Raw genomic sequence first — 22,072 nt, forward strand, 5'->3', positions numbered from 1 at the left:
GCCATGATCGACCCCTACAAGGCCCAGAGAGCAATGCGCAACATGCGCCGCGCCGCCATGCAGCGCGGGGTGATCGGCATCCTGGATGTCGGCACCTTCAAGATCGCCGCGCTGGTGTTGAAGCTGGACCCTTCGGCCACTCCGGCGCAGGGATCTGGCGTGGGGCAACTGGCCGGGCAGGCGGGGTTCCGGGTGATCGGCGCGGGCACCACACGCTCGCGCGGGGTCCGCTTTGGCGAGATCGCGGCCATGTCCGAAACCGAACGCGCCGTGCGCACCGCGTTGCAGGCCGCGCAGAAGATGGCGCAGACCCGGGTGGATCACGTTATCCTGTGCATGGCGGGAGGGTCGGTGCGGTCCTATGGCCTGGCCGGAGAGGTGGAGCTGGAAGACACCACCGTGGCCGAGGATGATATCGGCCGCGTGCTGGCCGCCTGCGAGGTGCCCGATTTCGGCGAGGGGCGCGATGTGCTCCATGCCCAGCCGGTGAATTTTGCCCTGGACCACCGCAGCGGCCTGTCGGACCCGCGCGGGCAGACGGGAAGCCGCCTGGCCTGCGACATGCATCTGCTGACGGTCGATACCTCGGTGGTCAGCAATCTGGTGCAATGCCTGCGGCGCTGTGATGTTGAGCTCGCCGGGGTGGCCTCGGCGGCCTATGTCTCGGGCAAGGCGGCGCTGGTGGAGGATGAGCAGGAACTGGGCGCGGCCTGCATCGACATCGGTGGCGGGGCCACGGCGGTGTCGGTCTTCATCAAGAAACACATGATCTATGCCGACGGCATCCGGCTGGGCGGGGATCATGTGACCAATGACATCTCCAAGGGTCTGCAGGTGGATTTCGCCACCGCCGAACGGATCAAGACCTTTCACGGTGGGGTGCAGGCCACCAGCATGGATGACCGCGAGCTGATCGAGATCGGCGGCAATTCCGGCGACTGGGACAAGGACCGCCGCACCGTCAGCCGGTCCGAACTTATCGGCATCATGCGCCCCCGCGTCGAGGAGATCCTGGAAGAGGTCCGCGCGCGGCTTGATGCGGCGGGGTTCGACCATCTGCCCAGCCAGCAGATTGTGCTGACGGGGGGCGCCAGCCAGACACCGGGGCTGGACGGGCTGGCCGCGCGCATTCTGGGGCCGCAGGTGCGCATGGGCCGCCCGTTGCGGGTGTATGGCCTGCCGCAGGCGGCCACGGGGCCGGCGTTCTCGGCCTCGGTGGGGCTGTGCCTGTTCGCCGCCTATCCGCAGGATGAGTGGTGGGATTTCGACGCGCCCGCCGACCGCTACCCGGCGCGCTCCTTGCGCCGCGCGTTACGGTGGTTCCGGGACAACTGGTAACCACCAGATGCTGCGCGGACTCCGATATCGCCCGAAAAGCGGCAAAAAACAGCCCAGATATGGGTGGTTTCGTGCAGTTTTTTGATGACCTCGGGGGCGGGGGGCTGTAGAATCATCGAAACAGGCAAGCAAACGGCGCAGATCGAAAGCAGGCGGGACATTCAATGACACTTACCTTCATCGAAAATCAGCAGCAGGATCTGGCACCGCGGATCACGGTGTTTGGCGTGGGCGGGGCAGGCGGCAACGCCGTCAACAACATGATCGACAAGAACCTGGAAGGGGTCGATTTCGTTGTCGCCAACACCGACGCGCAGGCCCTGCAGCAAAGCCGGGCACGGTCCCGGGTGCAGATGGGGGTCAAGGTCACCGAAGGGCTGGGCGCAGGTGCCCGCGCCGCGGTCGGTGCCGCCGCCGCCGAAGAAACGATCGAGGAGATCGTCGACCATCTGGCCGGCGCGCATATGTGCTTCATCACCGCCGGGATGGGGGGTGGCACCGGGACGGGTGCGGCCCCGATCATCGCCCAGGCCGCGCGCGAACTGGGGGTGCTGACCGTCGGTGTGGTCACCAAGCCCTTCCAGTTCGAAGGCAACAAGCGCATGCGCCAGGCCGAAGAAGGGGTCGAAGCGCTGCAGAAGGTGGTTGATACGCTGATCATCATCCCCAACCAGAACCTGTTCCGGCTGGCAAATGAAAAAACCACCTTTACCGAGGCCTTCGCGCTGGCCGATGACGTGCTCTATCAGGGCGTCAAGGGTGTGACCGACCTGATGGTGCGCCCCGGTCTGATCAACCTGGATTTCGCTGATGTTCGCGCCGTGATGGACGAGATGGGCAAGGCCATGATGGGCACCGGTGAGGCGACGGGCGAAGATCGCGCCGTTCAGGCCGCCGAGAAAGCCATCGCCAACCCGCTGCTGGATGAAATCAGCCTGCATGGCGCGCGCGGGGTGCTGATCAACATCACCGGCGGCCATGACCTGACCCTGTTCGAGCTGGACGAGGCCGCCAACCGCATCCGCGAGAAGGTGGACCCCGAGGCGAACATCATCGTTGGCTCCACCCTCGATGCCGAAATGGAAGGTGCCATCCGCGTGTCGGTTGTCGCCACCGGGATCGATGCCTCGGTCTCGGCCCAGGAGGTTGATGTGCCGCGCCGCCGCATGGCCGAGCCCCTGCGCCAGCCCGCTGTCGAAGCCCCCATGCCCGAGCCGCAGCCCGAGCCCGAGGTCGAGATCGAAGAGCCCGTTTTCGTTCCGCGCAGCGAGGAAGGGGCCGAGCATGACCCTCAGCCCAATCTGTTTGCCGAACCGCATGATGCCGAGCGCCCCGCGGCGCGCAGCTACAGCCGCAGCCCAGAGCCGCAGCATCAGCCCGCAACCCCGCCGCTGAAATTCCGGCAGGAGGCCGAGTCCCGCCCCGCCCCTGAGCATGACGCGCGGGATTTCGACATCGACGAGGTGCTGGACGAAACGCCCCGGGTTGCATCGGGTGGCGGGCGCGGCGGTTATGGCGACAGCGCCGACCGTTTCGTGGCGCCGCGCCGCAATGGTGGCCCCGGCGCCCCCTCGCCCGAAACACTGGCGCGGCTGCAGGCGGCGGTAAGCAAGGCGCCCGCGGCCAGACGTGAAGACCCCCAGCCGCAGCAGCCAGCCCCTGAAAGCGACCGGGCAAGCGGCGGGCGTTTCGGTATCGGTTCGCTGATCAGCCGCATGGCCGGGCAGGGCGAACCGCCCCAGCCGCGCGGCCCGCGCAGCCAGCCGCCGGTGTCCGGCCATGAAGAGGACCGCGGCCACTCCGCCGATCAGGAGCGTATCGAGATCCCCGCATTCCTGCGCCGTCAGGCAAACTGACCCCGCGTCAACGATCACGCGCGAAATCGAATTGATCGAAAATGGCCGGATTTCCCGGCCATTTTTCTTTTAGAAACAATGCATTATAAGGGGGTTTGCAGGGGCGCGCGGCGTTCCGCCCAAATGTGACGCTCCGTGTTACATTCAGTTGCAAAGAGTGAGTTGTGGCCTGTGTCGTGGCTGTTTACCTTTCGGTCAACGGTGCGCAGTCACTGATATGCAAGGTGGGCAAGCAATGCAGGTCACGGTTTCAAGATCGTCAGAGTTCCGGGGCTTCGGGCTGCATTCGGGCCTGCCCGTGCGTCTGCATGTGGATCCGGCCCCAGCCGATCATGGCATCGTTTTCCACCGCATGGACCTGCCGCAGGCAGAGCGCGTGATCCCGGTCAGCATCGACACCTGGACCCCTGCGCGCCTGTGCACCCGGCTGGTCAACGCCGCCGGGGCAAGCGTGTCCACAATCGAACACCTGATGGCCGCATTGGCAGGGTGCGGGATTCACAACGCACTGATCCGCATCAATGGCCCCGAGGTTCCGATCCTGGACGGCAGCGCGGCACCGTTCGTCCGCAAGCTTGTGGCCGCGGGCTTGCGCGAACAGCGCGCCCCGCTTGAGATCATCCGCATCCTGCGCCCGGTTGAGCTGCGCATGGGCGATGCCCTTGCCCGGCTGGAACCCGCCGATGGGTTCGAGATCGATTTCGAGATCGATTTCCCCGATCCTGCCATCGGTCGGCAGGTGAAATCGCTGGATATGGCCAATGGCGCCTTCGCGCGTGAGCTGAGCGATTCCCGCACCTTCTGCCGCCGCGCCGATGTGGAGGCGATGCAGACCGCCGGGCTGGCGCTGGGGGGCAGCTATGACAATGCCGTGGTGGTGGATGGGGCACAGGTGCTCAGCCCCGGCGGGTTGCGCCACGCCGATGAGCCCGTCCGCCACAAGATGCTGGATGCGCTGGGTGATCTGGCTGTGGCCGGGGCGCCGATCCTGGGCCGCTACACCGGCCTGCGCGCGGGCCATGCCCTGACCGGGCAGGTGCTGCGCGCCTTGCTGGCCGATCCGTCCACCCATCTGCGCGAACGCTGCACCCGGGCCTGCCAGAAGCGCCTTCCCGGCGGGTTGCGCGCCTTTGATGAGTTGCCGCTGAGCGCGTAGGCATCGGCGCCCGCGCAACCCTTCGTTCACTTCCGCCAACAGGGTCACAAAGGCGTTTTGCGCCGGGGTTTTTTCTGTGCTAGACCATCGGTCAAAAGGGGCAGTCAGGGAAGAATGCATATGAAGGTCGGTGCGCGGAACCTGCGGCTTTTGGGCGCTTTTGCCATTGCCGCGGCGCTTGCGGCCTGCGGGCCTGAACGCCCTGATGAGTCGCTGGCCGAGTTCTCGGCGCAGGAGATCTTTCAGCGCGGGGAACATGAGCTTGAGTCCAGCCGCCGGGCGTCACGCTCGGTCCGGTATTTCGCCGAGATCGAGCGCCTGTATCCCTATAGCGACTGGGCGCGCCGGGCGCTGATCATGCAGGCCTATGCCTATCACCGCGCGCGCGAGTTCGAGGAAAGCGCCGCCGCCGCGCGCCGCTTCCTGGACACCTATCCCGGCGATGAAGACGCGCCCTATGCCGCGTATCTGCTGGCGATCTCCTTTTATGACCAGATCGACGAGGTCGGGCGCGATCAGGGCGTGACCTTTCAGGCGCTGCGCCACCTGCGCCGTGTGATCGAGGATTACCCGGACACCGAATTCGCGCGCTCCTCGGTCCTGAAATTCGATCTGGCCTTCGACCATCTGGCGGGCAAGGAAATGGAAATCGGCCGCTTCTATCTGAAGCGTCGCAACTATGCCGCCGCCATCAGCCGCTTCCGCGTGGTGGTCGAGGATTTCCAGACCACCACCCACACCCCCGAGGCGCTGCACCGTCTGGTCGAGGCCTATCTGGCCCTCGGGTTCGAGGATGAGGCCCGCACGGCGGCGGCACTTCTGGGCCACAACTTCCAGGCCAATCCCTTCTACGAGGACAGCTTCCGCCTGCTGAGCGGGCAGGGCCTGGCACCCGATGCCGCTGGTGGCGATGGCTGGCTGAGCCAGCTTTATCGGCAGTCCATTCGCGGCGAATGGTTGTGAGCGCGGGGCAGGGTCACCCCTTGAACCGCCCTGATTCCCCGCTTAATCGACCCCCGGGGTGCAGGGACTGCGCCCCGCGGGTCTGACAAGGGGCGCTTCAGCCGATGCTGCTCTCGCTTGATATTCGGGACATGCTTCTGATCGACCGGCTGGAGCTGGACTTCCGGCCGGGGTTGAACGTGCTGACCGGCGAAACCGGCGCGGGCAAGTCGATCCTGCTGGATTGTCTGGGCTTTGTGCTGGGCTGGCGCGGGCGCGCCGATCTGGTTCGCTCCGGCGCCGAACAGGGCGAGGTGGTGGCCGAATTCGCCCTGTCCCCGGACCACCCCGCCCGCGCGATCCTGACTGAAAGTGGCTTTGGCGCGGGGGATACGCTGCTTTTGCGCCGGGTGAACGGGCTGGACGGGCGCAAGACCGCCTGGATCAACGACCGCCGCGCCTCGGGCGAGGTGCTGCGCGCCCTGTCCGAGGTGCTGGTGGAACTGCACGGCCAGCAGGATGACAAGGGGCTGCTGAACCCGCGCAACCACCGGGCGTTTCTGGATGCCTTTGCCGGGCTGGAGGCGGAATTGACCCGGACCCGCGCCGACTGGGCCGCGCTGCGCAAGGCCCGCAAGGCGCAATCCGAAGCCCAGGCGTGGATGGATGAATTGACCGCCGAGGAAGAGTTCCTGCGCCATGCCGTGGCCGAGCTGGATGCGCTGGACCCCCAGCCCGATGAAGAGGCCGCCCTGGACAGCCAGCGCCGCCTGATGCAGCAGGGCGAACGCCTGCGCCAGGACCTGGCCCGCGCCCATCAGGCGCTTTCGGGCGAGGGGGCAGAGCGGCTGATCGCCGATGCCCTGCGCTGGCTGGAGGATGCGGCCGAGGCGCTTGAGGACCGGCTGGACCCCCCTCTTGCCGCACTGGGCCGGGTGATGGACGATCTGGCCGATGCCACCCGCGGGATCGAGGATGCCATCGAATCCGTTGAGTTCAGCCCCGGCGCGCTGGAGGCCACCGAGGAACGCCTGTTTGCCATGCGCGGGCTGGCGCGCAAGCATGGGGTGCTTGCGGATGAGTTGCACAGCCTGGGTGACAGCCTGCGCGCGCGGCTGGCGCTGATTGATGGCGGCAGCGATGACCTGACCCGGCTGGCCGATGGGGTTGCCGCCGCCGAAGCCCGTTATGACGCCAGTGCCGCAAAGCTGACCGCCGCGCGCGCTGCAGCGGCGGAACACCTGGATGCGGCGATGCAGGCAGAGCTGGTGCCGCTGCGCATGGACCGGGCGCAATTCACTACTCGGCTGACGCCCGCTGACCCGGGGCCGGACGGGCGCGATGCGGTGCAATTCGTCGTGCGCACCAACCCCGGCGCACCGGCGGGCGCGTTGGACCGGATCGCCTCGGGGGGGGAATTGTCGCGGTTTCTGCTGGCGCTCAAGGTCTGTCTGGCGCGGGGAAATGGCGGGCAGACCATGATCTTTGATGAGATCGACCGCGGCGTGGGGGGCGCCACCGCCGATGCCGTGGGCCGCCGGTTGCAGGCGCTGGCCGCCGGGGGGCAGGTGTTGGTGGTGACCCATTCGCCCCAGGTCGCCGCCCTGGGCGCGCATCACTGGCGGGTGGAGAAACGGGTGCGCGGCGAACAGACCCTGTCACAGGTTGTGCCGCTTTCCGCTGATGAGCGGATAGAGGAGATTGCGCGGATGCTGGCGGGTGATAGCATAACCGAAGCCGCGCGCGCTGCAGCCCGGGCCCTGCTGCCCGAAGGCGCAGCACCCCGGATATGACCCGCGCATGATGATACAGGAGGACGTGATGCATCGCTCTTTTCCCCGGCCGCTTGGCCTTGCCCTGGCCGCAACGCTGGTGCTGGCGGGCTGCCTGCAGCCGCAGCAACCCATGCGCGTGATCGGCGGCCCCCAATCCGCGCCCGCCGCCGCCCCCGAGGCCACGCCCGCGCCACCGCCGGGCGATGTCGCCACCGCCAGCCGCGCCGAATCGGCCTGTGTCGATCAGGGGCGCGCACAGGGTCTGCGCGTTGAGCAGGTGGTGGGCACCCGCGCCGTCACCGGCGCCGATGGCCAGCCGACCGGGCGCGATGTGATGCTGCGTGTCGCGCGCGACGGGCAGGTCTATGAGGTGCGCTGCAACTATCAGAGCGCCAGCGACGAAGCGCGGATCATGTCGCTCTGAATGTGCCGGGCTAGCGGCGGCGCAGGGGGGCCAGCGCGGCGTCAGCCTCGGCCCAGTCCTGCAGGCCGCGCACCAGGGCGGCCTGCATCCGCGCGCGCCAGTCCGGATCCTGCAGGTTGGCCAGATCCCGCGGATTGGACATGAAGCCCAGTTCGATCAGCAGCGACGGAATGTCCGGCGCGCGCAGCACGCTGAAGCCGCCGGACTGGTGCGGGCGGCTGTGAAGGCGCAGCCCGTGATCGTCGATGCTGGAAATCAGGCTTTCGGCCAGCAGATCGGTGCGGGGGCGGTTTTCCACCTGCGCAATGGACATCAGCACATCGGCTATCGCATCTTCGGCCCGGGTCAGGTCCACCCCTGCCAGCAGATCGGCGCGGTCATGGCGTTCGGCCAGGATGGCGGCGGATTGGTCGCTGGCCTCTTCGGACAGGGAATACAGGGTGGAGCCGCTGGCGATCCCGTCAGGCAGGGCATCGGCATGCAGCGACAGGAACACATCCGCCCCGGCGGCGCGGGCGGCGCGGATGCGCGCGTCCAGGGTCATGAAGACATCGGCGTCGCGGGTCAGCGCCACCTCGAACCCGCCGGCACGGCGCAAGGCATCGCGCAGCTCACGCGCGAAGGCCAGCATCAGGTCCGATTCGCGCAAACCGTCACGTTCGGCCCCCGGATCGGCGCCGCCATGGCCAGGGTCCAGCACCACCACCAGCGGCTGTGCGCTGCGCGGCAGGGCAGAGGCGCCGGGGTGCAGCAATGCATCGCCATAGCTGGCGATGAAGCGGTCTTCATCCTGGGCAATGGCGGTGAACCCCTCCAGCGTGTCACGCTCCAGCCGCAGGGACAGGCGCGGCGCTGTGGCGCTGCCCGGATCGGTGCCTGAAAACCCCGCCTCGCGCAGCCGATACGGGCCAGTCAGATCAATGACCATCCGCGCCCAGCCATTGGCCGCCACGCCCAGGCGCAGGTCCCGGATACCGGGGCCGGGCGCGGCCTGCAGCGCGCCCCAGTCCACCGTGTTGAGATCCAGCACCAAACGCGGGGGCGAGGGCAGGTGACGGATCCGGTAGGGCACCGGCTGGCTGAGCGCCAGGTCGACGGTGATCATCTGCCTGTCGCTGGTGATCCGGCTGGCCTCGGCATCCACCCGCGCGCTGCCGCCAAGGGACTGCGCCGCCGCGGGCAGGGCGGCCAGCATCAGCGCCAGCACAACCGCCACCCAGCCCAGTCTGTTCCCCGCCCCTGGCCGCATCTTTTCCGCCATGCTCCTTGCCTTTGCCCCGTTCTACGCGCCCCCTGGCCCAAGGTCACGCCCGCAGCGCGGTAAAATTGTCGCTGATGGGCGCGAAGGCCTTGATCGTCGGGCCGGGGGTTTCTACACACGGGGGCGTTGACCAGAACCCGGGCAGCATGGCCCGCTGACAGTTTTTTCAGGAGAGTTCCATGACCCTGCCCCTGACCGATTCCGGCCTGATTGGCTCCGCCATGGTGGCCTCGGCCGTTGCCATTCTGGCGCTGACAGCGCCAGCGCGCGGCCCCGCGCCCGAGCCCGCCGAACCCGTCACCGCCGCCGAAGTCACGCCCGCGCCCGAGGCCCCGCAGGCCGCCATCTCCGAGGCCGACGAGATCGAGGTGCCCGAGGAGTTCGCCGCGCAGGTCCGCGCCTATCTGCTGTCCAACCCCGAGGTGATCTTTGAAGCGGTGGCCGAATTCGAACGCCGCACCGCCATGGATCAGGCCGATATGGATGTCGAACTGATCTCGGTCAACGCCGAGGCGCTGTTCAACAGCCCGCATGACTGGGTCGGTGGCAACCCCGATGGGGATATCACCCTGGTGGAATTCCTGGATTACCGCTGCGGCTTCTGCCGCCGTGCCCATGATGAGCTGGAGCAGCTTCTGGCCGAGGATGATGGCATCCGCGTCATCATCAAGGAATTCCCCATTCTGGGGCCGGAGTCCGAAGCCTCGTCCCGCTTTGCCATTGCGGTGCTGCAACTGGAAGGGGGCGAAGCCTACAAGGCGGCCCATGATGCGCTGATCACCCTGGAAGCCGCGCCCGATACCTTCGCGCTGGAGGATATTGCCGCGGAGATCGGCGTGGATTTCGAAGCGGTCGAGGCGCATATGCAAAGCGATGCCGTGAGCCAGGTCATCGACGAAAACCGGCGTCTGGCCCAGCGGCTGCGGATCTCCGGCACGCCGACCTTCATCATGGAGGATGAAATGGTGCGCGGCTTCGTCCCGGCCCAGGCGCTGCTGGATCTGGCCGAAGAGCTGCGCGACTGACCCCGGACGCAGTTGCGCCTGACTGAATGCACAAACCGCCATGCCGCAGGGCATGGCGGTTTTGCGTTGGAGCGTCCGGTCTCTTGGCCAATCGGCGGCGGGCCGGTCCCGCGGTCAGCGTCCGGCCATTGCGACAATCCGGTCGGAAGCCTTTGCAGAAGGCAACGTCCGCGCCACCGTCCCCAGCCGGTTTTCGATCTTCTGCTGCAGGGCGCTGATGTCCTGGGACAGGTCGCGGGCAAGATCGGCGCCGATGCCCTTGTCATGGGACACCACATGCAGGAAATGCGCCATCAGCTCCATTTCCCGCGAAACTTCGCTCAATGCGTCCAGGGATTTCATCACGCCACTCCCGTGCTGCGCGGTTCACCACATAAGCTTGCTACAAGCAATCACATGCCAGCTTTGGCGCAGTCAGGTCCAGGTGTCAAGTTTTTTGCAAATTGCGTTTTACCGCTTTGCGAAGGGTTTCCGAACGGATCGGCTTGTACAGGAATTCGGCGGCGCCCTGCATTTCAGCCAGTGCGGTGGTGGCCTCCAGCGTCACCGTTTCATTGCCGCCAGACAGGAACAGCACCGGCGTTGCAGGTTGCAACTGTTGCAGAAGTTCCATCAGTTCCAGCCCGTTGTCCTTGCCGATCCAGAAGTCCAGCACGAACAGATCATAGGGCAGATCATCATCCAGAAGCGCCAGCGCCGCCTCCTTGCTGTCGGCCGCATGGACCTGATGGCCGTCCCCCTCAAGGATCAGGGTCAGCACACGCAACACGGCTGCGTCATCGTCAACGATCAGAATATTCGCCAAGTGCGGGTCCATGTTGTTCGGGTGCAACGAAAAGGTGCTGCAATGCGCTTCGAAATGCAACCTTCTGGTCCGGGTCCATGTGCCGAATGCGCGCGGCAATTGCCAGAATCGGGTCTTCGCGCAACATCTCGCGGCCGGTCCGGGTCAGTTCCACATTGATCTGGCGGCCATCGTCCGGGTCGCGTCCGGTGGCAACGGCGCCGTGGCGTTCCAGCGCGCGGATGGCGCGGCTGACCGGGGCGGCGGTGACCCCCACATAGCGCGCGATCCAGCTTTGCGGGCAGGGTCCGGGTGCGACGCGGCCGATCGTGCGCAGGATCGCCCATTGCAACGGGGTCACCGACCCCGGCCCGCGGTCGGAATATGCCTCGCGGACTAGCCGCTCCATCAGAAGCGCTGCCGCCAGATCGCTGCGATCTTCAGTGGCCATGTTGCCCTGTCGTCGATTTACCCCATCCCCGTGGACTGTGACCCAGCGCCCGGCGCATTGCAAGTCCATGCTACAAGCAACCTTAAGCATTTCTGACCGGGTTTGACGCACAATGATTGCCATCTGCCTGCCAAACCGGTCAGAAGCTTGTGGACATGGCTCGGCGGCCGGGGGCATCATTCGGGCCAGTCCTGCGCTGATCTGTTTTCTTTGTGAGTTGTCCATGCCGTTTCATCCCGCCGACGCCGCCGCGCTTCAGACCACCGCCGAGCTGGGCCAGGCTGTGGTTCTTTGCATCGACCCGGATGCGCGCCAGGCCTGGTGCAGCCAGACCGCGCAGGCGATCCTGGGACACGCGCCCGCGGCGCTGGCCAGGGACTGGTCCGGCGATCTGGCGCTGGTGGCAGAAAGTGACCGCTCAAAAGTTGCCCGGGCGCGGAGCGGTGACGGCCCGGTGCGGATGCAGTTTGGAATGGCGCGGGGCAATGGCGCGCAGGCGGTGGTCGATGCGGTCTTCAGCCCCGCGCCCTCGGGGCATGGGGTGGTGGCCGTGCTGCGGGACGTGACCGCGCTGGTGCAACCCGATGCCGACAGCGCCATATTCGACCGCCTCAGCCGCGAGGCCCGCTTTGTCAATTGCCGCAAGCGCGATACCGTGCGGTTCGGGCCCAGCATGAAGCTGGTCTATGGCATTGATATTGAGGGGGAATGGAAGATCCCCTCGCCCTATGTCGAACATATCCACCCCGATGACCGCGCGCTGGCGGATCATGCGTTCTATGAACTGGCACAAAGCAAACAGCAAACGGTCCAGATCGAATACCGGCTGCGGCGCGGCGATGGCAGCTATGCCATGGTGCGCGAACGCTTCCACACCGAACGTGATGCCGCTGGCGCGCCGGTGACCATCCATTCAACCGTCACCGATATTTCCGACTGGCATGAAGAGCGCAAGCGCCGCGCAGTGCTGGCCGATGTGTCGGGGGCGGTGGTCATCGACTATGCGCCCCGGACGGATCGGATGCAGTTCAGCGGCACCGTCCGCGCCACCCTGGGCTACGCACCCGAAGACATGCCCCGCACCGCCGATGCCTATCTGGAGCTTCTGCACCCGGATGATCGCCATGTCCTGCAGGCGGCGCTGAACGCCCTGCGCGCGGGCGAGGTCTGGTCCGAGCCGCTGGCACTCAACTATCGCCTGCGCCATGCCGATGGCAGCTATGTTCATTTCCTGGATCATTCACTGACCATCACCGATGCCGATGGCCGGGCCGAGGGCGTGATTGTGGTGCTCACTGATGTCACCACCCTGTTGCGCGACAAGGAAGAGCTGCGCGTCAGCAGCGAGCGCCTTAAGGCCCTGGCCGAGTTGTCGAAAATGGTGGTGGTGGAATTCGACATGGACACCCAACAGGTGACCTGGAGCGGTGCGTTGGAAGAACAGTTCGGCTTCAAGCCCGAAGACATGCCCTCGGACCCACAGGCGCTGATCAACATGATCGAGCCCGAAGACCGCGCCACCAACCAGATGCTGTTCGAACGGCTGAAGCGGGGCGAATCCTGGACCACCCCGGTGGAATTCGGCTTTCGCACCCGCCACAGGAACGGGCAGATGCTGCACATCCAGAAACGCTCTGTCTGTGTGCTGGATCAGGATGGGCGGGTGATACGGGTGCTGCAGGTGCTCAATGACGTCACCGACCTGCTGCAAAAGCAGAACCAGCTTCTGGCGATCTCGGAAATCGCTTCGGACGCCAGCTATGAATACTTTCATGATCAGGGCCGGGTGGTGTTCAGCCACGGGTTCAAAAGCTGCTTTGGTCTCGACCTGGTCGGGGAAAGGGCCTTGCCCTTCGCCTGGGATAAACACGTCCATCCCGATGACGTGGCGCAACTGCAGGAGGCGTTTTTCAGCTTCATCGGCGGCACGGACACCCGGTTCAACATCGAATACCGGCTGCGCTGTGGCGATGGCCGCTGGGCGTCGGTGGTCCAGAAAACGGCCGCTCTGCGTGATGAGAGCGGGCGGCCGAAACTGATCATCGGCATGGTGGATGATGTCACCGAACAGCGCCGGACCGAAGCCCGCCTGCGCGCTGCGATCGATTCGCTCGACAGCGGCTTCGCCCTCTATGACGAGGACCAGCGCCTTGTCCTCTATAACCGCCGCTTCGTCACCATGAACCATGGGTTGGCCGATCTGATCAAGCCGGGGGTGGCCCGCGCCGACCTGGCCGCCGCCATGTTCGAGCGCAAGCTGCTGATGGTTTCGGACCGGGGCGAACACCGCCAGGGGTTCTACGCCGCCGCGCCCATGAACATGGAGGTGACCCAGGCCAGCGGCCAGATCTACACCGTTCGTTTCAACCAGACGAACGGCGGCGATTGGGTGACCCTGCTGACCGACGTGACCGAGGCCGTCAATGACCAGCGCAGGCTGCGCGCCCTGTTCGAAGTCTCGGCCGATGCGATGTTCGATTATGACGTCCAGCGCGGCAAGATCAGGTTCGATGGCGGCTTTCGGGCGCAGTTCGGGCATGACTTCCAAGGTGAATATTCGGTGCCTTCGCCCTGGGAGGATACGCTCCATCCCGATGATGTCGCGCGGGTCACGTCCCAGCGCACAGAGTTTCTGGCCGGTCGTGGCGCGCGGTTCGAAACCGAATTCCGCATGCAGCGTGCCGATGGCAGCTGGGCCTATGTCGGTGAACGTGCGGTCGCCCTGCGCGATGACAGCGGTGCGGCGGTGCAGGTGTTGGGGGCTGTGGCGGATCTGACCGAACAGCGCCTGCTGGAAGACAAGCTTCACGCCGCCCAGAAGATGGAGTCCATCGGTCGCATTTCGGGCGGGATTGCGCATGATTTCAACAACCTGCTGGCGGTTATCATGGGCAATGGCGAATTGCTGGCCATGGCCGCGTCCGACCCCGCGCAGCGCGAATCGATCAATGAGATCGTGGATGCCTGCAAGCGCGGCGCGGAACTGACCCGCCGCCTGCTGAGCTTCGCGCGCCGCTCGCGTCTGGCCCCGGCGAAGGTGCGGTCCAATGATCTGGTCAATGGCATGGGGCAGCTGATCGCGCGGGTGCTGCCGGCGACCATCAGCCTGCAGACCAGTCTGCAGGCGGGGCTATGGTCCATCAGGGTCGATCCCGCGTTTCTGGAAAGCGCGCTGCTGAACCTGGTGATCAACGCCCGCGATGCCATGCCCGGGGGCGGGATTCTGACCATCGAAACCGCCAACCAGCGCGTGACCGAAGATTACGCCATCGAACGCAATGAGCTGCTGCCGCCCGGTCGCTATGTGATGATTGCCGTCACCGATACCGGCGAAGGCATCGCGCGGGACATGCTGGAGCGCGTGGTCGAGCCTTTCTTTACCACCAAGGGGCCCAATCTGGGGTCGGGGCTGGGCCTGTCCATGGTGGACGGGTTCGTGCGCCAGTCCGGAGGGCTGCTGCGCATCTACAGTGAACCGGGGGTGGGCACCACGGTCAAGCTGCTCTTGCCGGCCGAACCGGATCAAGGCAGCCAGGGACTGGCTGCGTCGGCGCGCGCGCCCGCATCCGCAACCCCCGGCACGCTGCGTGTCCTGCTGGTCGAGGATGACCCCCGGGTGCGGTCGGTGGTGGCGCGCAGTCTGCACGATGCGGGGCTGACCGTGCTGGAGGCCGATTCAGGCGACGCGGCGCTGGAACTCTATCACAGCCTGACCCATCAGCCGCATGTGCTGCTGACCGATGTGGTGATGCCGGGCAAACTGCAAGGGCCCGCGCTGGCGCGAGAGTTGAAGGCAGTGCAGCCGGATCTGCGGATCATCTTCATGTCCGGCTATGCCAATGAAGCGGCGATCAACGGGAACGGGCTGCGCGCGGATGATGAATTCCTGATGAAGCCGATCCAGCGCCAGTCCCTGCTGGAAGCCATCGCCCGCGCCAGCCGCCCGCCACGCTGATCCCCCGGCGACGGGGGCGCGCCGCCCCTTCGGGCGGTATTGCACGTCATTGCGTGGCGTCAGCCGGGGCGCGGGTGGCTGCCAACGCCCCTTCCAGTGCCTGCGCCAGATCGGTGCGTCGAAAGGGTTTGGCCAGGTGCCCGGAGAACCCGGCTTGCAGGTATTCGGTGACCTGGTGGGACATGGCATTGGCGGTGATCGCCAGTGCGGGCGCCGCTATCAGGCCCGCTGCGGCTTCGCGCGCGCGCAACGCGGCGAGCGCGCTGATCCCGTCCAGTTCGGGCATCGAGATATCCAGCAAGTAGATATCGAAGCGCCCGGCCGCCCAGGCCGACACCGCGGCGCGACCGTCATCGACCAGCACGACATCGGCACCAAAGCTGGTCAGCATTGCCCCCAGGATGGTCCGGTTGGTGCGGTTGTCATCCGCCGCCAGCACCTGCAGGCCCTGCAGCATCACCTCCGCATCGGCGGTGGCGGGCGCGGGGGCCTCGGGCGCCAGGGGCATCGGCAGGGTGACCTGCACTGCGGTGCCCTTGCCCTCGGCGCTGTCGATCGCGATCTCTCCGTCCATCATCGTCACCAGCCGCCGGACGATCGACATGCCCAGCCCGGTGCCGCCAAACCGGCGGGTTACGGTGCCATCGGCCTGTTCGAAATCCTCGAACACGCGCGAAAGCTGTTCGGCGCTCATGCCGATTCCGGTGTCGCGCACGCTCAGACGGACGCGGTCGCCGGGGCCGGGCTGCAGCATCACGCGCACGCTGCCGCTTTCGGTGAACTTGAGCGCATTGCCCACCAGATTGTGCAGGATCTGCGCCAACCGCCCCTCATCCCCCAGCCGGGGCGCCTCGGCCCATGGCCCGGCATGGATGGCGAAGTCCAGCCCCTTTTCCGCCGCCCTTGGCTGGTGCATGGCCGCGATCCTCCGGGCCAGTTCGGCGGGGAAGAAGCGGATGCGTTCCAGCGTCAGCTTTCCGGCTTCGATCTTGGACATGTCCAGCACATCGTTGAGCACCCCCAGAAGCATCTCGCCCGATGCGCGGATGGTTGCCAGAACCTCCTGGTGGCGGGGCTCGGTCAGTTCATCCTCCAGGATTTGGGCCATGCCCAGCACACCATAGAGCGGGGTGCGGATTTCATGGCTCATGTTGGCCAGGAAGCGGGACTTGGCCTCGTTGGCCGCCTCGGCCCGTTCGGCGGCGCTGCGCAGCGCAGCTTCGGCGGCGACCTGTTCGGTGATGTCGCTGGTGGAACAGACCACCCGCACGGCCAGCCCCGGGGCCTGGACGGGGGCGGCATTGATCGACAGGCAGCGGCGCTGCCCGTCTGGGCGCATGATGGCAAGACGCAGATCGCGCTGGGTGCGCCCTTCGGCCATGGTGCGGAAAAAGGGCGTGTCCCGGGGCGGGATGGGGCTACCGTCCAGCGCCGTGATGGACCAGCGCGGGTCATCATGGTTCCGCTTGCAGATGGTTGCAGCATCGGCGCCCAGGATACGCTCGGCCTCGCGGTTGGCAAAGATGATCCGCCCGTTGCCATCCAGCGCCGTGATCCCCGAGGCCGAGGTTTCCATCAGGCGCGAAAGGTAATCCCGTTCGGCAGTCAGTTGCGTGGCCAGCCGCATCCGTTCGGTCACATCCAGATGGATGCCCGCGATCTTCAGTGGGTGCCCGGCGTCATCGCGCAGCGTGACGCGCCCGCGTGACAGGACCGAAACCCAGTGCCCGTCCTTGTGGCGCATCCGGATCTCGTTGGCGAAATGATCGGTCCCGCGGGCCAGATGATCCCGGTGTTGGGCCAGCAGGGTTTCCAGGTCATCCGGGTGGGCCAGTTCGAAGAAGCCGTAGTGAGGGCGATCGGCCAGCTCGGCAATGCTGTAGCCCAGCATTTCGGCCCAACGCGCGTTCACCCGTTTCTCTTCGGTGGTCAGGTCCAGCTCCCAGGTGCCGGCGCTGGCAGCGTCGATGATTTCTTCCAGACGTTCCTCGGCCCGTTTGAGCGCGCTGATGTCCAGATGGATGCCGGCCATGACCTCGGGGCTGCCATCGGCCGCCCAGCGCGCGACCCGGCCGCGCGATTGCACCCAGACCCAGTGCCCGTCCTTATGGCGCATCCGCACCACGGATTCGAAATGCTCGGCCTTGCCGGCCAGGATTGCGCGCACCCCGGCGTCCGAATTCGGAAAGTCCCCGCTGTGGATCATTGGCAGCCAGTCCGTGACCTTCAACGGCACCAGGTCCTGCTTGCGGTAGCCCAGCATTTCGGCCCAGTGATCGTTGATCTGAATCTCGCCGCTGGGAATATGCCATTCCCAGGTGCCGGCCCGGGCCCCCTGGATGATGTCGCTCAGGCGCCGTTCGGCCTGTTTCAGTTCCGTGATATCGATCGCCATGGCCACCCGGCCCCCATCGGCAGTGGCAAAATCGATGACCCGTTGCCAGATGCCGCTGGGCAGTCGCCGCTCCAGAGCCTGCCCGGGGGTGCCATGGGCGGCCAGTCGACTGGCCAGCAGCGACTCGACATCGCCCTCGGGGACAAGGAGGTCGCCCCGTTCCACGGCAGCACGGAAAATGGTGCTGAAGGGGGTTCCGGGCACCATCAGGTCGGCGCTGTTGGGATAGAGTTCCCGGTGACGGCGGTTGCACATGACCAGGCGGTCCTGAGCATCATAGAAGGCAAAGGCATCCGGCAGGGCGGTCAGCGCCATTTCCAGCCGGTTGCGGGCCTCGGTCGCCTCCTGCGCAAGCTGTTTCAGCGCGGCGGCCTGGCTTTTGCGTTCGGTGATGTCGGTCTCGATGGACACGAAGCCGGTCAGCGTGCCGGCGCTGTCATGCAGCGGTTGCATGTCGATATCCGTCCAGAAGGTCTGGCCGGTGCGGGTGCGGTTGATCAGTTCCGCCCGCACGGGCTGGCCTGCGTCCATGGCGGCATCGATCCGGGCCAGAACGGCGGTGTCGGTGTCGGCGGTGTGCAGCACCTCGGCGGGGGTGCGACCGCGCACCTCCTCCAGGTGCCAGCCGGTGCGGGCCTCGAAGGCGGGGTTGACCCATTCGATCCGCGAATCCAGCCCGATCACCATGACCAGATCGGTCATCCGCCGGGCGATCAGGCCCAGCCGCTCTGCCTCTCGTGTGAGGCGCCATTCCTCGGTGATGTCACGGGAGACAAAGACATAGCCCGGCGGCCTGTCCGGGCGGTGCGAGGCGCGCGGCGAAACCGTCAGCGCGTATCGTCGCCGCCCCCGGGGCGTGTTCACCCAGAACGGATGCGGCCCCGACCGCCCATGGGCATCAACCTCGGCCATGGCGCGGCGGTTCAGCGCGGCAATGTCGGGGGGATTGGCTTCTTCCGGGGTGCGCCCGATCAGCTTGTCGCGCGGGGTCATCATCTGGCCGGGATCGGCGGTATGCACGTCCAGAACGCGGCCTTCGGCATCCACCTCAAGCACCAGTTCCTGAAGGGAGCCGAGGGTCGTTTTCAGATGGTCATGGGCTTCGGCCAGTTCGGCGCGGGTGGCGGCGGTCTGTGCGGCCTCATCGATGCGGGTGAGCGCGGCGCCAATGCCATCGGCCACCGATTGGAGCGGGGAGAGGGCTTCGGCGCAGAGCCGGTGGCGCTTCGTGCGGGCTTCGAAGGCCAGGGCCGCGGTGACCTGCGCGCCAGTCCTGACGGGAAGCAGAAAAAGCGCCTGCACGCCCAGCCGCTGCAGCGGCGCCTTTTCCGAGCGATGATCGGGCAGGGCGCCCACATCAGCGATGCTGACCGGAGTGCCGGCCTGCAGCTGTTCAAGCCATCCGGCCATGACCGCATCCGGCAGGGCACCCTGCGACAGACAGCCTGCATCGACCCCGGCGCCCTGCCAGGCATGCGCCTGGGCAACGCGCGTCTGCCCCGCCTGCACGATGCTGCGCAGGACAGGGGCGTGATCCATTCCGCAGAACCGTCCCAGCCGCGCCAGCGCCGACGCGATGCACTTGTCCAGCCCTTCGGGCCTGGCACGCAGAAGCTCCCCCAGCAGGTCCACCACCAGACCCAGCATCTGCTCCCGCCGATAGGCCCCGGACGGTTGCGGCTCAGTTGGAAGGGCAGCTTGCACGGCACCTCTGTGTGACAGCAATCGGATCGACGCGGTGGCCGGGGTCGGTCCATCAGATGAAATATGTCTGGTCGACTCGATGGACGCGGCCCACTCCTCGCCGCTTACCCTACGCCTTGAGGGTTAAGAAAGCGCTAATTCCGCGACGCGCACAGGGGTGTCAACCCGCCCGTGATTCAGGGGGCTGCGCGGGTGGGGCTGGCCCGCGTGGACACGCGGGGCCCGGCTATTCCTGCACCGCTGCGGCAAGCGAGGTCAGCGTATCTGCACCGCCGCTGGCAACGACCGTGTAGTTGAGCTGATCGCCGCTCCAATACGCCATGCGGTCGTCTTCGAAGCGCGCGACGCGGAACACATAGTCGGGCTGCGTGGCACGGCGCGGGGTCATCGAGACGGTGACGCGCTCATCCTCGGCGTTGCGGTAGTAGAAGATCGCGTAGGGTTCATTGTCCACGACCACCAGCCGGGCCGAATCGATCTCATAGCCCAGACGTTCCAGCCGGGGGCTTTCGATCCTTTGCTGCATCTCGTTCGACAGCCAGGCCAGGGCTTCGGTCATCTGGTCGCCGCCGAATTCCGCGCGCTGATGGGCAGCGTGGACATAGGCGTAATGCCCCGCCAGCGTCGGACCGACAAATCCGGGCGGCAGTTCGGCCATCATCGATGACCCCGTCCCGTAGAACGCATGCGCCCCCCAACCGGCGGCAAAGATTGCCACGCTGGCGGCCAGCTGCCTCAGCCGCGGCCCCAGAAGAAAGGCCCGCATCCGGCGCCGCTCCAGCCGGGCGGCCAACTGGCGCTCCAGTGCGGCGATCTTCAGGTTTGGCGGCAGCGTGTCGGCGCTGCGCGCACTCTCGTGCAGCAGATTGTCGAAATGGCGCCACTGGGCCACGCTGTCGCGGGCTTCGGGGTCGCGGGCCAAACGCGCTTCGACCCTGGCCATGTCCTCGGGCGGCAAGGTGCCGTCCACATAGGCCATCAGTTCCATGTCATCTGCCGGGTCCCGGCGATCTGGCGGGTTCATGACTCTTCCCCTTTGCGTTTCAATAAGGACAGTTTGCCGCTGCCCATGCCCTGCACGATCCCGCGCAGCGCCGCGCGGCCCCGGGCCAGCCGTGACATGAAGGTGCCCAGCGGCACATCCAGGGTGCGGGCGGCTTCGGTATAGCTCATCTCGCGCAGGGCGATCAGGATGATCGGCAGGCGCTGTGCCTCGGGCAACTGATCCAGCGCGCCCAGCACCTGCTTCAGTTCCAGTTGCGTGTGCTGGCACTCGCGGGCCAGCGGCTCGGGCAGGTCAGCGGCGGCATCATTGCGGGTGCGCGCGCGCCGCAGGTCGCTGACATGGGTGTTGTGCAGGATCCGGAACAGCCAGGGCCGCAGATCGGTGCCGGGCTGGAAGGTGTCGGCCTTGGCGATGGCCTTGACCAGCGTTTCCTGCACCAGATCATCGGCGGCCACCGGGTCACGGGTCAGCACCAGCGCATAGCGGCGCAGGCTTCCGACATGGGAATGCAATTCGGACTTCAGTGTCATGTCACTTTCCATCGGGATTTTACCCACATACGCACCAGCGCGGGGTTTCATCCGGAAAAATCGTGCAACGGGTCAGAAAATCTTTGCCGCGCCCCGGGATGAAACCCGCCGTCCGCGCGTATTCCGGTCAGCAACAGGAGTTGACCATGGCGAACCAGCTGATTGTCCGGCCGCAAGTGCCTGCAACGCGGCCCCAGACCACAGTCGCAGGCGTGATCTTCGGAACCAGGCCGCGGATCATCATCAAGCGCAGCGTCCTCTATCTGGCCACGGCGCTGGTGCTCTATTTCGCGGTGATCGGAAACCTGATGCACCGGATCGATGCCGATCTGGCCTTCATGCCCGAAACCCCCGTCGAAAACGGCAGCCACGCCGTGAACATGGCCGAGGCGCTGATCCTGCGCGAAACCGTCGAGAACCGCTGGACGGCGAATGACCCGCTTTTCTTTCCGACGGCGTTCCATGACAACATGCCCAATTATCAGCGCGGCATGATGCGCGCGATCAGCCGCTTCACCATGGAGTTGGAAAACCAGATCGCGCGGCTGCGGGGGTCATCGGCCATCGACCGTGACCTGGAGCGCGCGGTGGGGCTGCTGCAGTTTCCGACCGATGTGTGGCTCTTTGACTTCGACCAGTCGTTCCTGCCAATCCAGCCCGCCGACACCCAGTATGAGGCTGCGGCGCGCGCGCTGCGCTCGTTCAACACCCGGGTGTCACTGGGCATGGCCGTGTTCGAAACCCGCGCCGATGCCCTGGCCCTGACTGTGGAGCGGATGGCGGGGGAACTGGGCTCACGCGCAGCGATCGTGGACGACCATGTGAGCGGCGACGGGTTCATCATCGACTTCGTGTCCGACGACATCTTCTATTTCAACAAGGGGATGGCCTATGCGAGCTATCTGCTGCTGCGCGAACTGGGCCGCGATTTCGAGGATGTGATCCGCGCCCAGGGGTTGACCCGGGTCTGGCAGCAGGGGCTGGAAAGCCTGCGCGAGGCGTCGCAGCAAAAGCCGCTGATCGTGCTCAACGGGTCAGGTGCGAACAGTTTCCTGGCCAACCACCTGCACCTGCAGGGTTTCTATCTGAAACGTGCGATCCTGCAGCTTGACGAGGTTGCCCGCGTGATCCGCGCCAACTGATCCATCCACCCGCCCTGTTGCCCTGGCCCCGGCGCGCCCCGCGCGCCGGGGTTTGTTGTGCAGGACAGCCCTGTGACCCGCCGCTCGGGGCCGCAGTTCAGGGCCGGGGCCTGTGCCAGCCCCGTCCTCGTGGCTCAGCCCGCTGCCGCGCCACTTGCACCCCGTCACACCGCACCCCGCGCGCCCCTCGCGCCGCAGATGCGTGGTCTGGCGCGGGATTGAGTGCAGCCCAGCCCGAGGGGCGGGGGATGCCGAGGGGCGGGGGATGCCGAGGGGCGGGGGATGCCGAGGGGCGGGGGATGCCGAGGGGCGGGGGATGCCGAGGGGC

General features: G+C 66.4%; 16 protein-coding genes. 9 read left to right on the forward strand and 7 right to left on the reverse strand.

The features are described from left to right. Positions 1–3 precede the first annotated feature (3 nt). The 6 genes from ftsA to HUK65_RS05225 all read left to right on the forward strand — a co-directional run bounded on the left by ftsA (position 4) and on the right by HUK65_RS05225 (position 7,491). Positions 4–1,338 (forward strand): cell division protein FtsA, encoded by a 1,335-nt coding sequence (gene ftsA, locus HUK65_RS05200; protein WP_179905082.1) that lies wholly within the window; start codon positions 4–6, stop codon positions 1,336–1,338. 164 nt (positions 1,339–1,502) lie between these two features. Then, positions 1,503–3,194 carry a cell division protein FtsZ gene (gene ftsZ, locus HUK65_RS05205; protein ID WP_179905083.1) on the forward strand — a complete coding sequence of 564 codons (1,692 nt, stop codon included), beginning with the start codon at positions 1,503–1,505 and terminating at the stop codon, positions 3,192–3,194. 235 nt (positions 3,195–3,429) lie between these two features. Continuing rightward, entirely contained in the window at positions 3,430–4,350 is a 921-nt protein-coding gene (gene lpxC / locus HUK65_RS05210; RefSeq protein WP_179905084.1) for a UDP-3-O-acyl-N-acetylglucosamine deacetylase, read from the forward strand. A gap of 120 nt (positions 4,351–4,470) precedes the next feature. After that, positions 4,471–5,313 carry an outer membrane protein assembly factor BamD gene (locus HUK65_RS05215; protein ID WP_179905102.1) on the forward strand — a complete coding sequence of 281 codons (843 nt, stop codon included), beginning with the start codon at positions 4,471–4,473 and terminating at the stop codon, positions 5,311–5,313. A 104-nt stretch (positions 5,314–5,417) separates the two neighbouring features. Then, positions 5,418–7,085 carry a DNA repair protein RecN gene (gene recN / locus HUK65_RS05220; protein WP_179905085.1) on the forward strand — a complete coding sequence of 556 codons (1,668 nt, stop codon included), beginning with the start codon at positions 5,418–5,420 and terminating at the stop codon, positions 7,083–7,085. A gap of 28 nt (positions 7,086–7,113) precedes the next feature. Continuing rightward, positions 7,114–7,491, forward strand: coding sequence for a hypothetical protein (locus tag HUK65_RS05225; RefSeq protein WP_179905086.1), 378 nt, complete (start codon positions 7,114–7,116; stop codon positions 7,489–7,491). Positions 7,492–7,501: 10 nt separating this feature from the next. On the opposite strand, the gene HUK65_RS05230 is transcribed toward HUK65_RS05225, so the two are convergent. Further along, positions 7,502–8,752 carry an N-acetylmuramoyl-L-alanine amidase gene (locus HUK65_RS05230; protein WP_235441769.1) on the reverse strand — a complete coding sequence of 417 codons (1,251 nt, stop codon included), beginning with the start codon at positions 8,750–8,752 and terminating at the stop codon, positions 7,502–7,504. Positions 8,753–8,931: 179 nt separating this feature from the next. Between HUK65_RS05230 and HUK65_RS05235 the strand changes: the two genes are divergently transcribed. Next, positions 8,932–9,777, forward strand: coding sequence for a DsbA family protein (locus HUK65_RS05235; protein ID WP_235441770.1), 846 nt, complete (start codon positions 8,932–8,934; stop codon positions 9,775–9,777). Between the two features lie 114 nt (positions 9,778–9,891). Here HUK65_RS05235 and HUK65_RS05240 read toward each other — a convergent pair whose 3' ends face one another. The 3 genes from HUK65_RS05240 to HUK65_RS05250 form a co-directional block, all read right to left on the reverse strand. Beyond that, positions 9,892–10,119, reverse strand: coding sequence for a hypothetical protein (locus HUK65_RS05240; RefSeq protein WP_179905087.1), 228 nt, complete (start codon positions 10,117–10,119; stop codon positions 9,892–9,894). A gap of 85 nt (positions 10,120–10,204) precedes the next feature. Further along, positions 10,205–10,582 carry a response regulator gene (locus tag HUK65_RS05245; RefSeq protein WP_179905088.1) on the reverse strand — a complete coding sequence of 126 codons (378 nt, stop codon included), beginning with the start codon at positions 10,580–10,582 and terminating at the stop codon, positions 10,205–10,207. Next, entirely contained in the window at positions 10,560–11,012 is a 453-nt protein-coding gene (locus HUK65_RS05250) for a MarR family winged helix-turn-helix transcriptional regulator (protein WP_179905089.1), read from the reverse strand. Before HUK65_RS05250 ends, HUK65_RS05245 begins: the two co-directional genes overlap by 23 nt. A gap of 223 nt (positions 11,013–11,235) precedes the next feature. Here HUK65_RS05250 and HUK65_RS05255 point away from each other — a divergent pair, with 223 nt between their 5' ends. Further along, positions 11,236–14,967 (forward strand): PAS domain-containing protein, encoded by a 3,732-nt coding sequence (locus HUK65_RS05255; protein ID WP_179905090.1) that lies wholly within the window; start codon positions 11,236–11,238, stop codon positions 14,965–14,967. A 46-nt stretch (positions 14,968–15,013) separates the two neighbouring features. On the opposite strand, the gene HUK65_RS05260 is transcribed toward HUK65_RS05255, so the two are convergent. The 3 genes from HUK65_RS05260 to HUK65_RS05270 form a co-directional block, all read right to left on the reverse strand. Continuing rightward, a complete protein-coding gene (locus tag HUK65_RS05260; RefSeq protein WP_179905091.1) occupies positions 15,014–19,066 on the reverse strand; it encodes a PAS domain S-box protein in 4,053 nt (1,350 codons plus the stop codon). 226 nt (positions 19,067–19,292) lie between these two features. After that, positions 19,293–20,090 carry an anti-sigma factor family protein gene (locus HUK65_RS05265; protein WP_179905092.1) on the reverse strand — a complete coding sequence of 266 codons (798 nt, stop codon included), beginning with the start codon at positions 20,088–20,090 and terminating at the stop codon, positions 19,293–19,295. Beyond that, positions 20,087–20,602 carry a sigma-70 family RNA polymerase sigma factor gene (locus HUK65_RS05270; protein WP_179905093.1) on the reverse strand — a complete coding sequence of 172 codons (516 nt, stop codon included), beginning with the start codon at positions 20,600–20,602 and terminating at the stop codon, positions 20,087–20,089. Before HUK65_RS05270 ends, HUK65_RS05265 begins: the two co-directional genes overlap by 4 nt. 146 nt (positions 20,603–20,748) lie before the next feature. Here HUK65_RS05270 and HUK65_RS05275 point away from each other — a divergent pair, with 146 nt between their 5' ends. Then, positions 20,749–21,744 (forward strand): DUF2333 family protein, encoded by a 996-nt coding sequence (locus HUK65_RS05275; protein ID WP_179905094.1) that lies wholly within the window; start codon positions 20,749–20,751, stop codon positions 21,742–21,744. Positions 21,745–22,072 lie beyond the last annotated feature (328 nt).

This window comes from Rhabdonatronobacter sediminivivens (genome assembly GCF_013415485.1).
In the GTDB taxonomy this organism is placed as follows: Bacteria; Pseudomonadota; Alphaproteobacteria; order Rhodobacterales; family Rhodobacteraceae; genus Rhabdonatronobacter; species Rhabdonatronobacter sediminivivens.

Bases quoted from the DNA above. Each gene is read 5' to 3' on its own strand.
- ftsA (WP_179905082.1), top strand. From the start codon at position 4: ATGATCGACCCCTACAAGGCCCAGAGAGCAATGCGCAACATGCGCCGC.
- ftsZ (WP_179905083.1), top strand. From the start codon at position 1,503: ATGACACTTACCTTCATCGAAAATCAGCAGCAGGATCTGGCACCGCGG.
- lpxC (WP_179905084.1), top strand. From the start codon at position 3,430: ATGCAGGTCACGGTTTCAAGATCGTCAGAGTTCCGGGGCTTCGGGCTG.
- HUK65_RS05215 (WP_179905102.1), top strand. From the start codon at position 4,471: ATGAAGGTCGGTGCGCGGAACCTGCGGCTTTTGGGCGCTTTTGCCATT.
- recN (WP_179905085.1), top strand. From the start codon at position 5,418: ATGCTGCTCTCGCTTGATATTCGGGACATGCTTCTGATCGACCGGCTG.
- HUK65_RS05225 (WP_179905086.1), top strand. From the start codon at position 7,114: ATGCATCGCTCTTTTCCCCGGCCGCTTGGCCTTGCCCTGGCCGCAACG.
- HUK65_RS05230 (WP_235441769.1), bottom strand. From the start codon at position 8,752: ATGGCGGAAAAGATGCGGCCAGGGGCGGGGAACAGACTGGGCTGGGTG.
- HUK65_RS05235 (WP_235441770.1), top strand. From the start codon at position 8,932: ATGACCCTGCCCCTGACCGATTCCGGCCTGATTGGCTCCGCCATGGTG.
- HUK65_RS05240 (WP_179905087.1), bottom strand. From the start codon at position 10,119: ATGAAATCCCTGGACGCATTGAGCGAAGTTTCGCGGGAAATGGAGCTG.
- HUK65_RS05250 (WP_179905089.1), bottom strand. From the start codon at position 11,012: ATGGCCACTGAAGATCGCAGCGATCTGGCGGCAGCGCTTCTGATGGAG.
- HUK65_RS05255 (WP_179905090.1), top strand. From the start codon at position 11,236: ATGCCGTTTCATCCCGCCGACGCCGCCGCGCTTCAGACCACCGCCGAG.
- HUK65_RS05265 (WP_179905092.1), bottom strand. From the start codon at position 20,090: ATGAACCCGCCAGATCGCCGGGACCCGGCAGATGACATGGAACTGATG.
- HUK65_RS05270 (WP_179905093.1), bottom strand. From the start codon at position 20,602: ATGACACTGAAGTCCGAATTGCATTCCCATGTCGGAAGCCTGCGCCGC.
- HUK65_RS05275 (WP_179905094.1), top strand. From the start codon at position 20,749: ATGGCGAACCAGCTGATTGTCCGGCCGCAAGTGCCTGCAACGCGGCCC.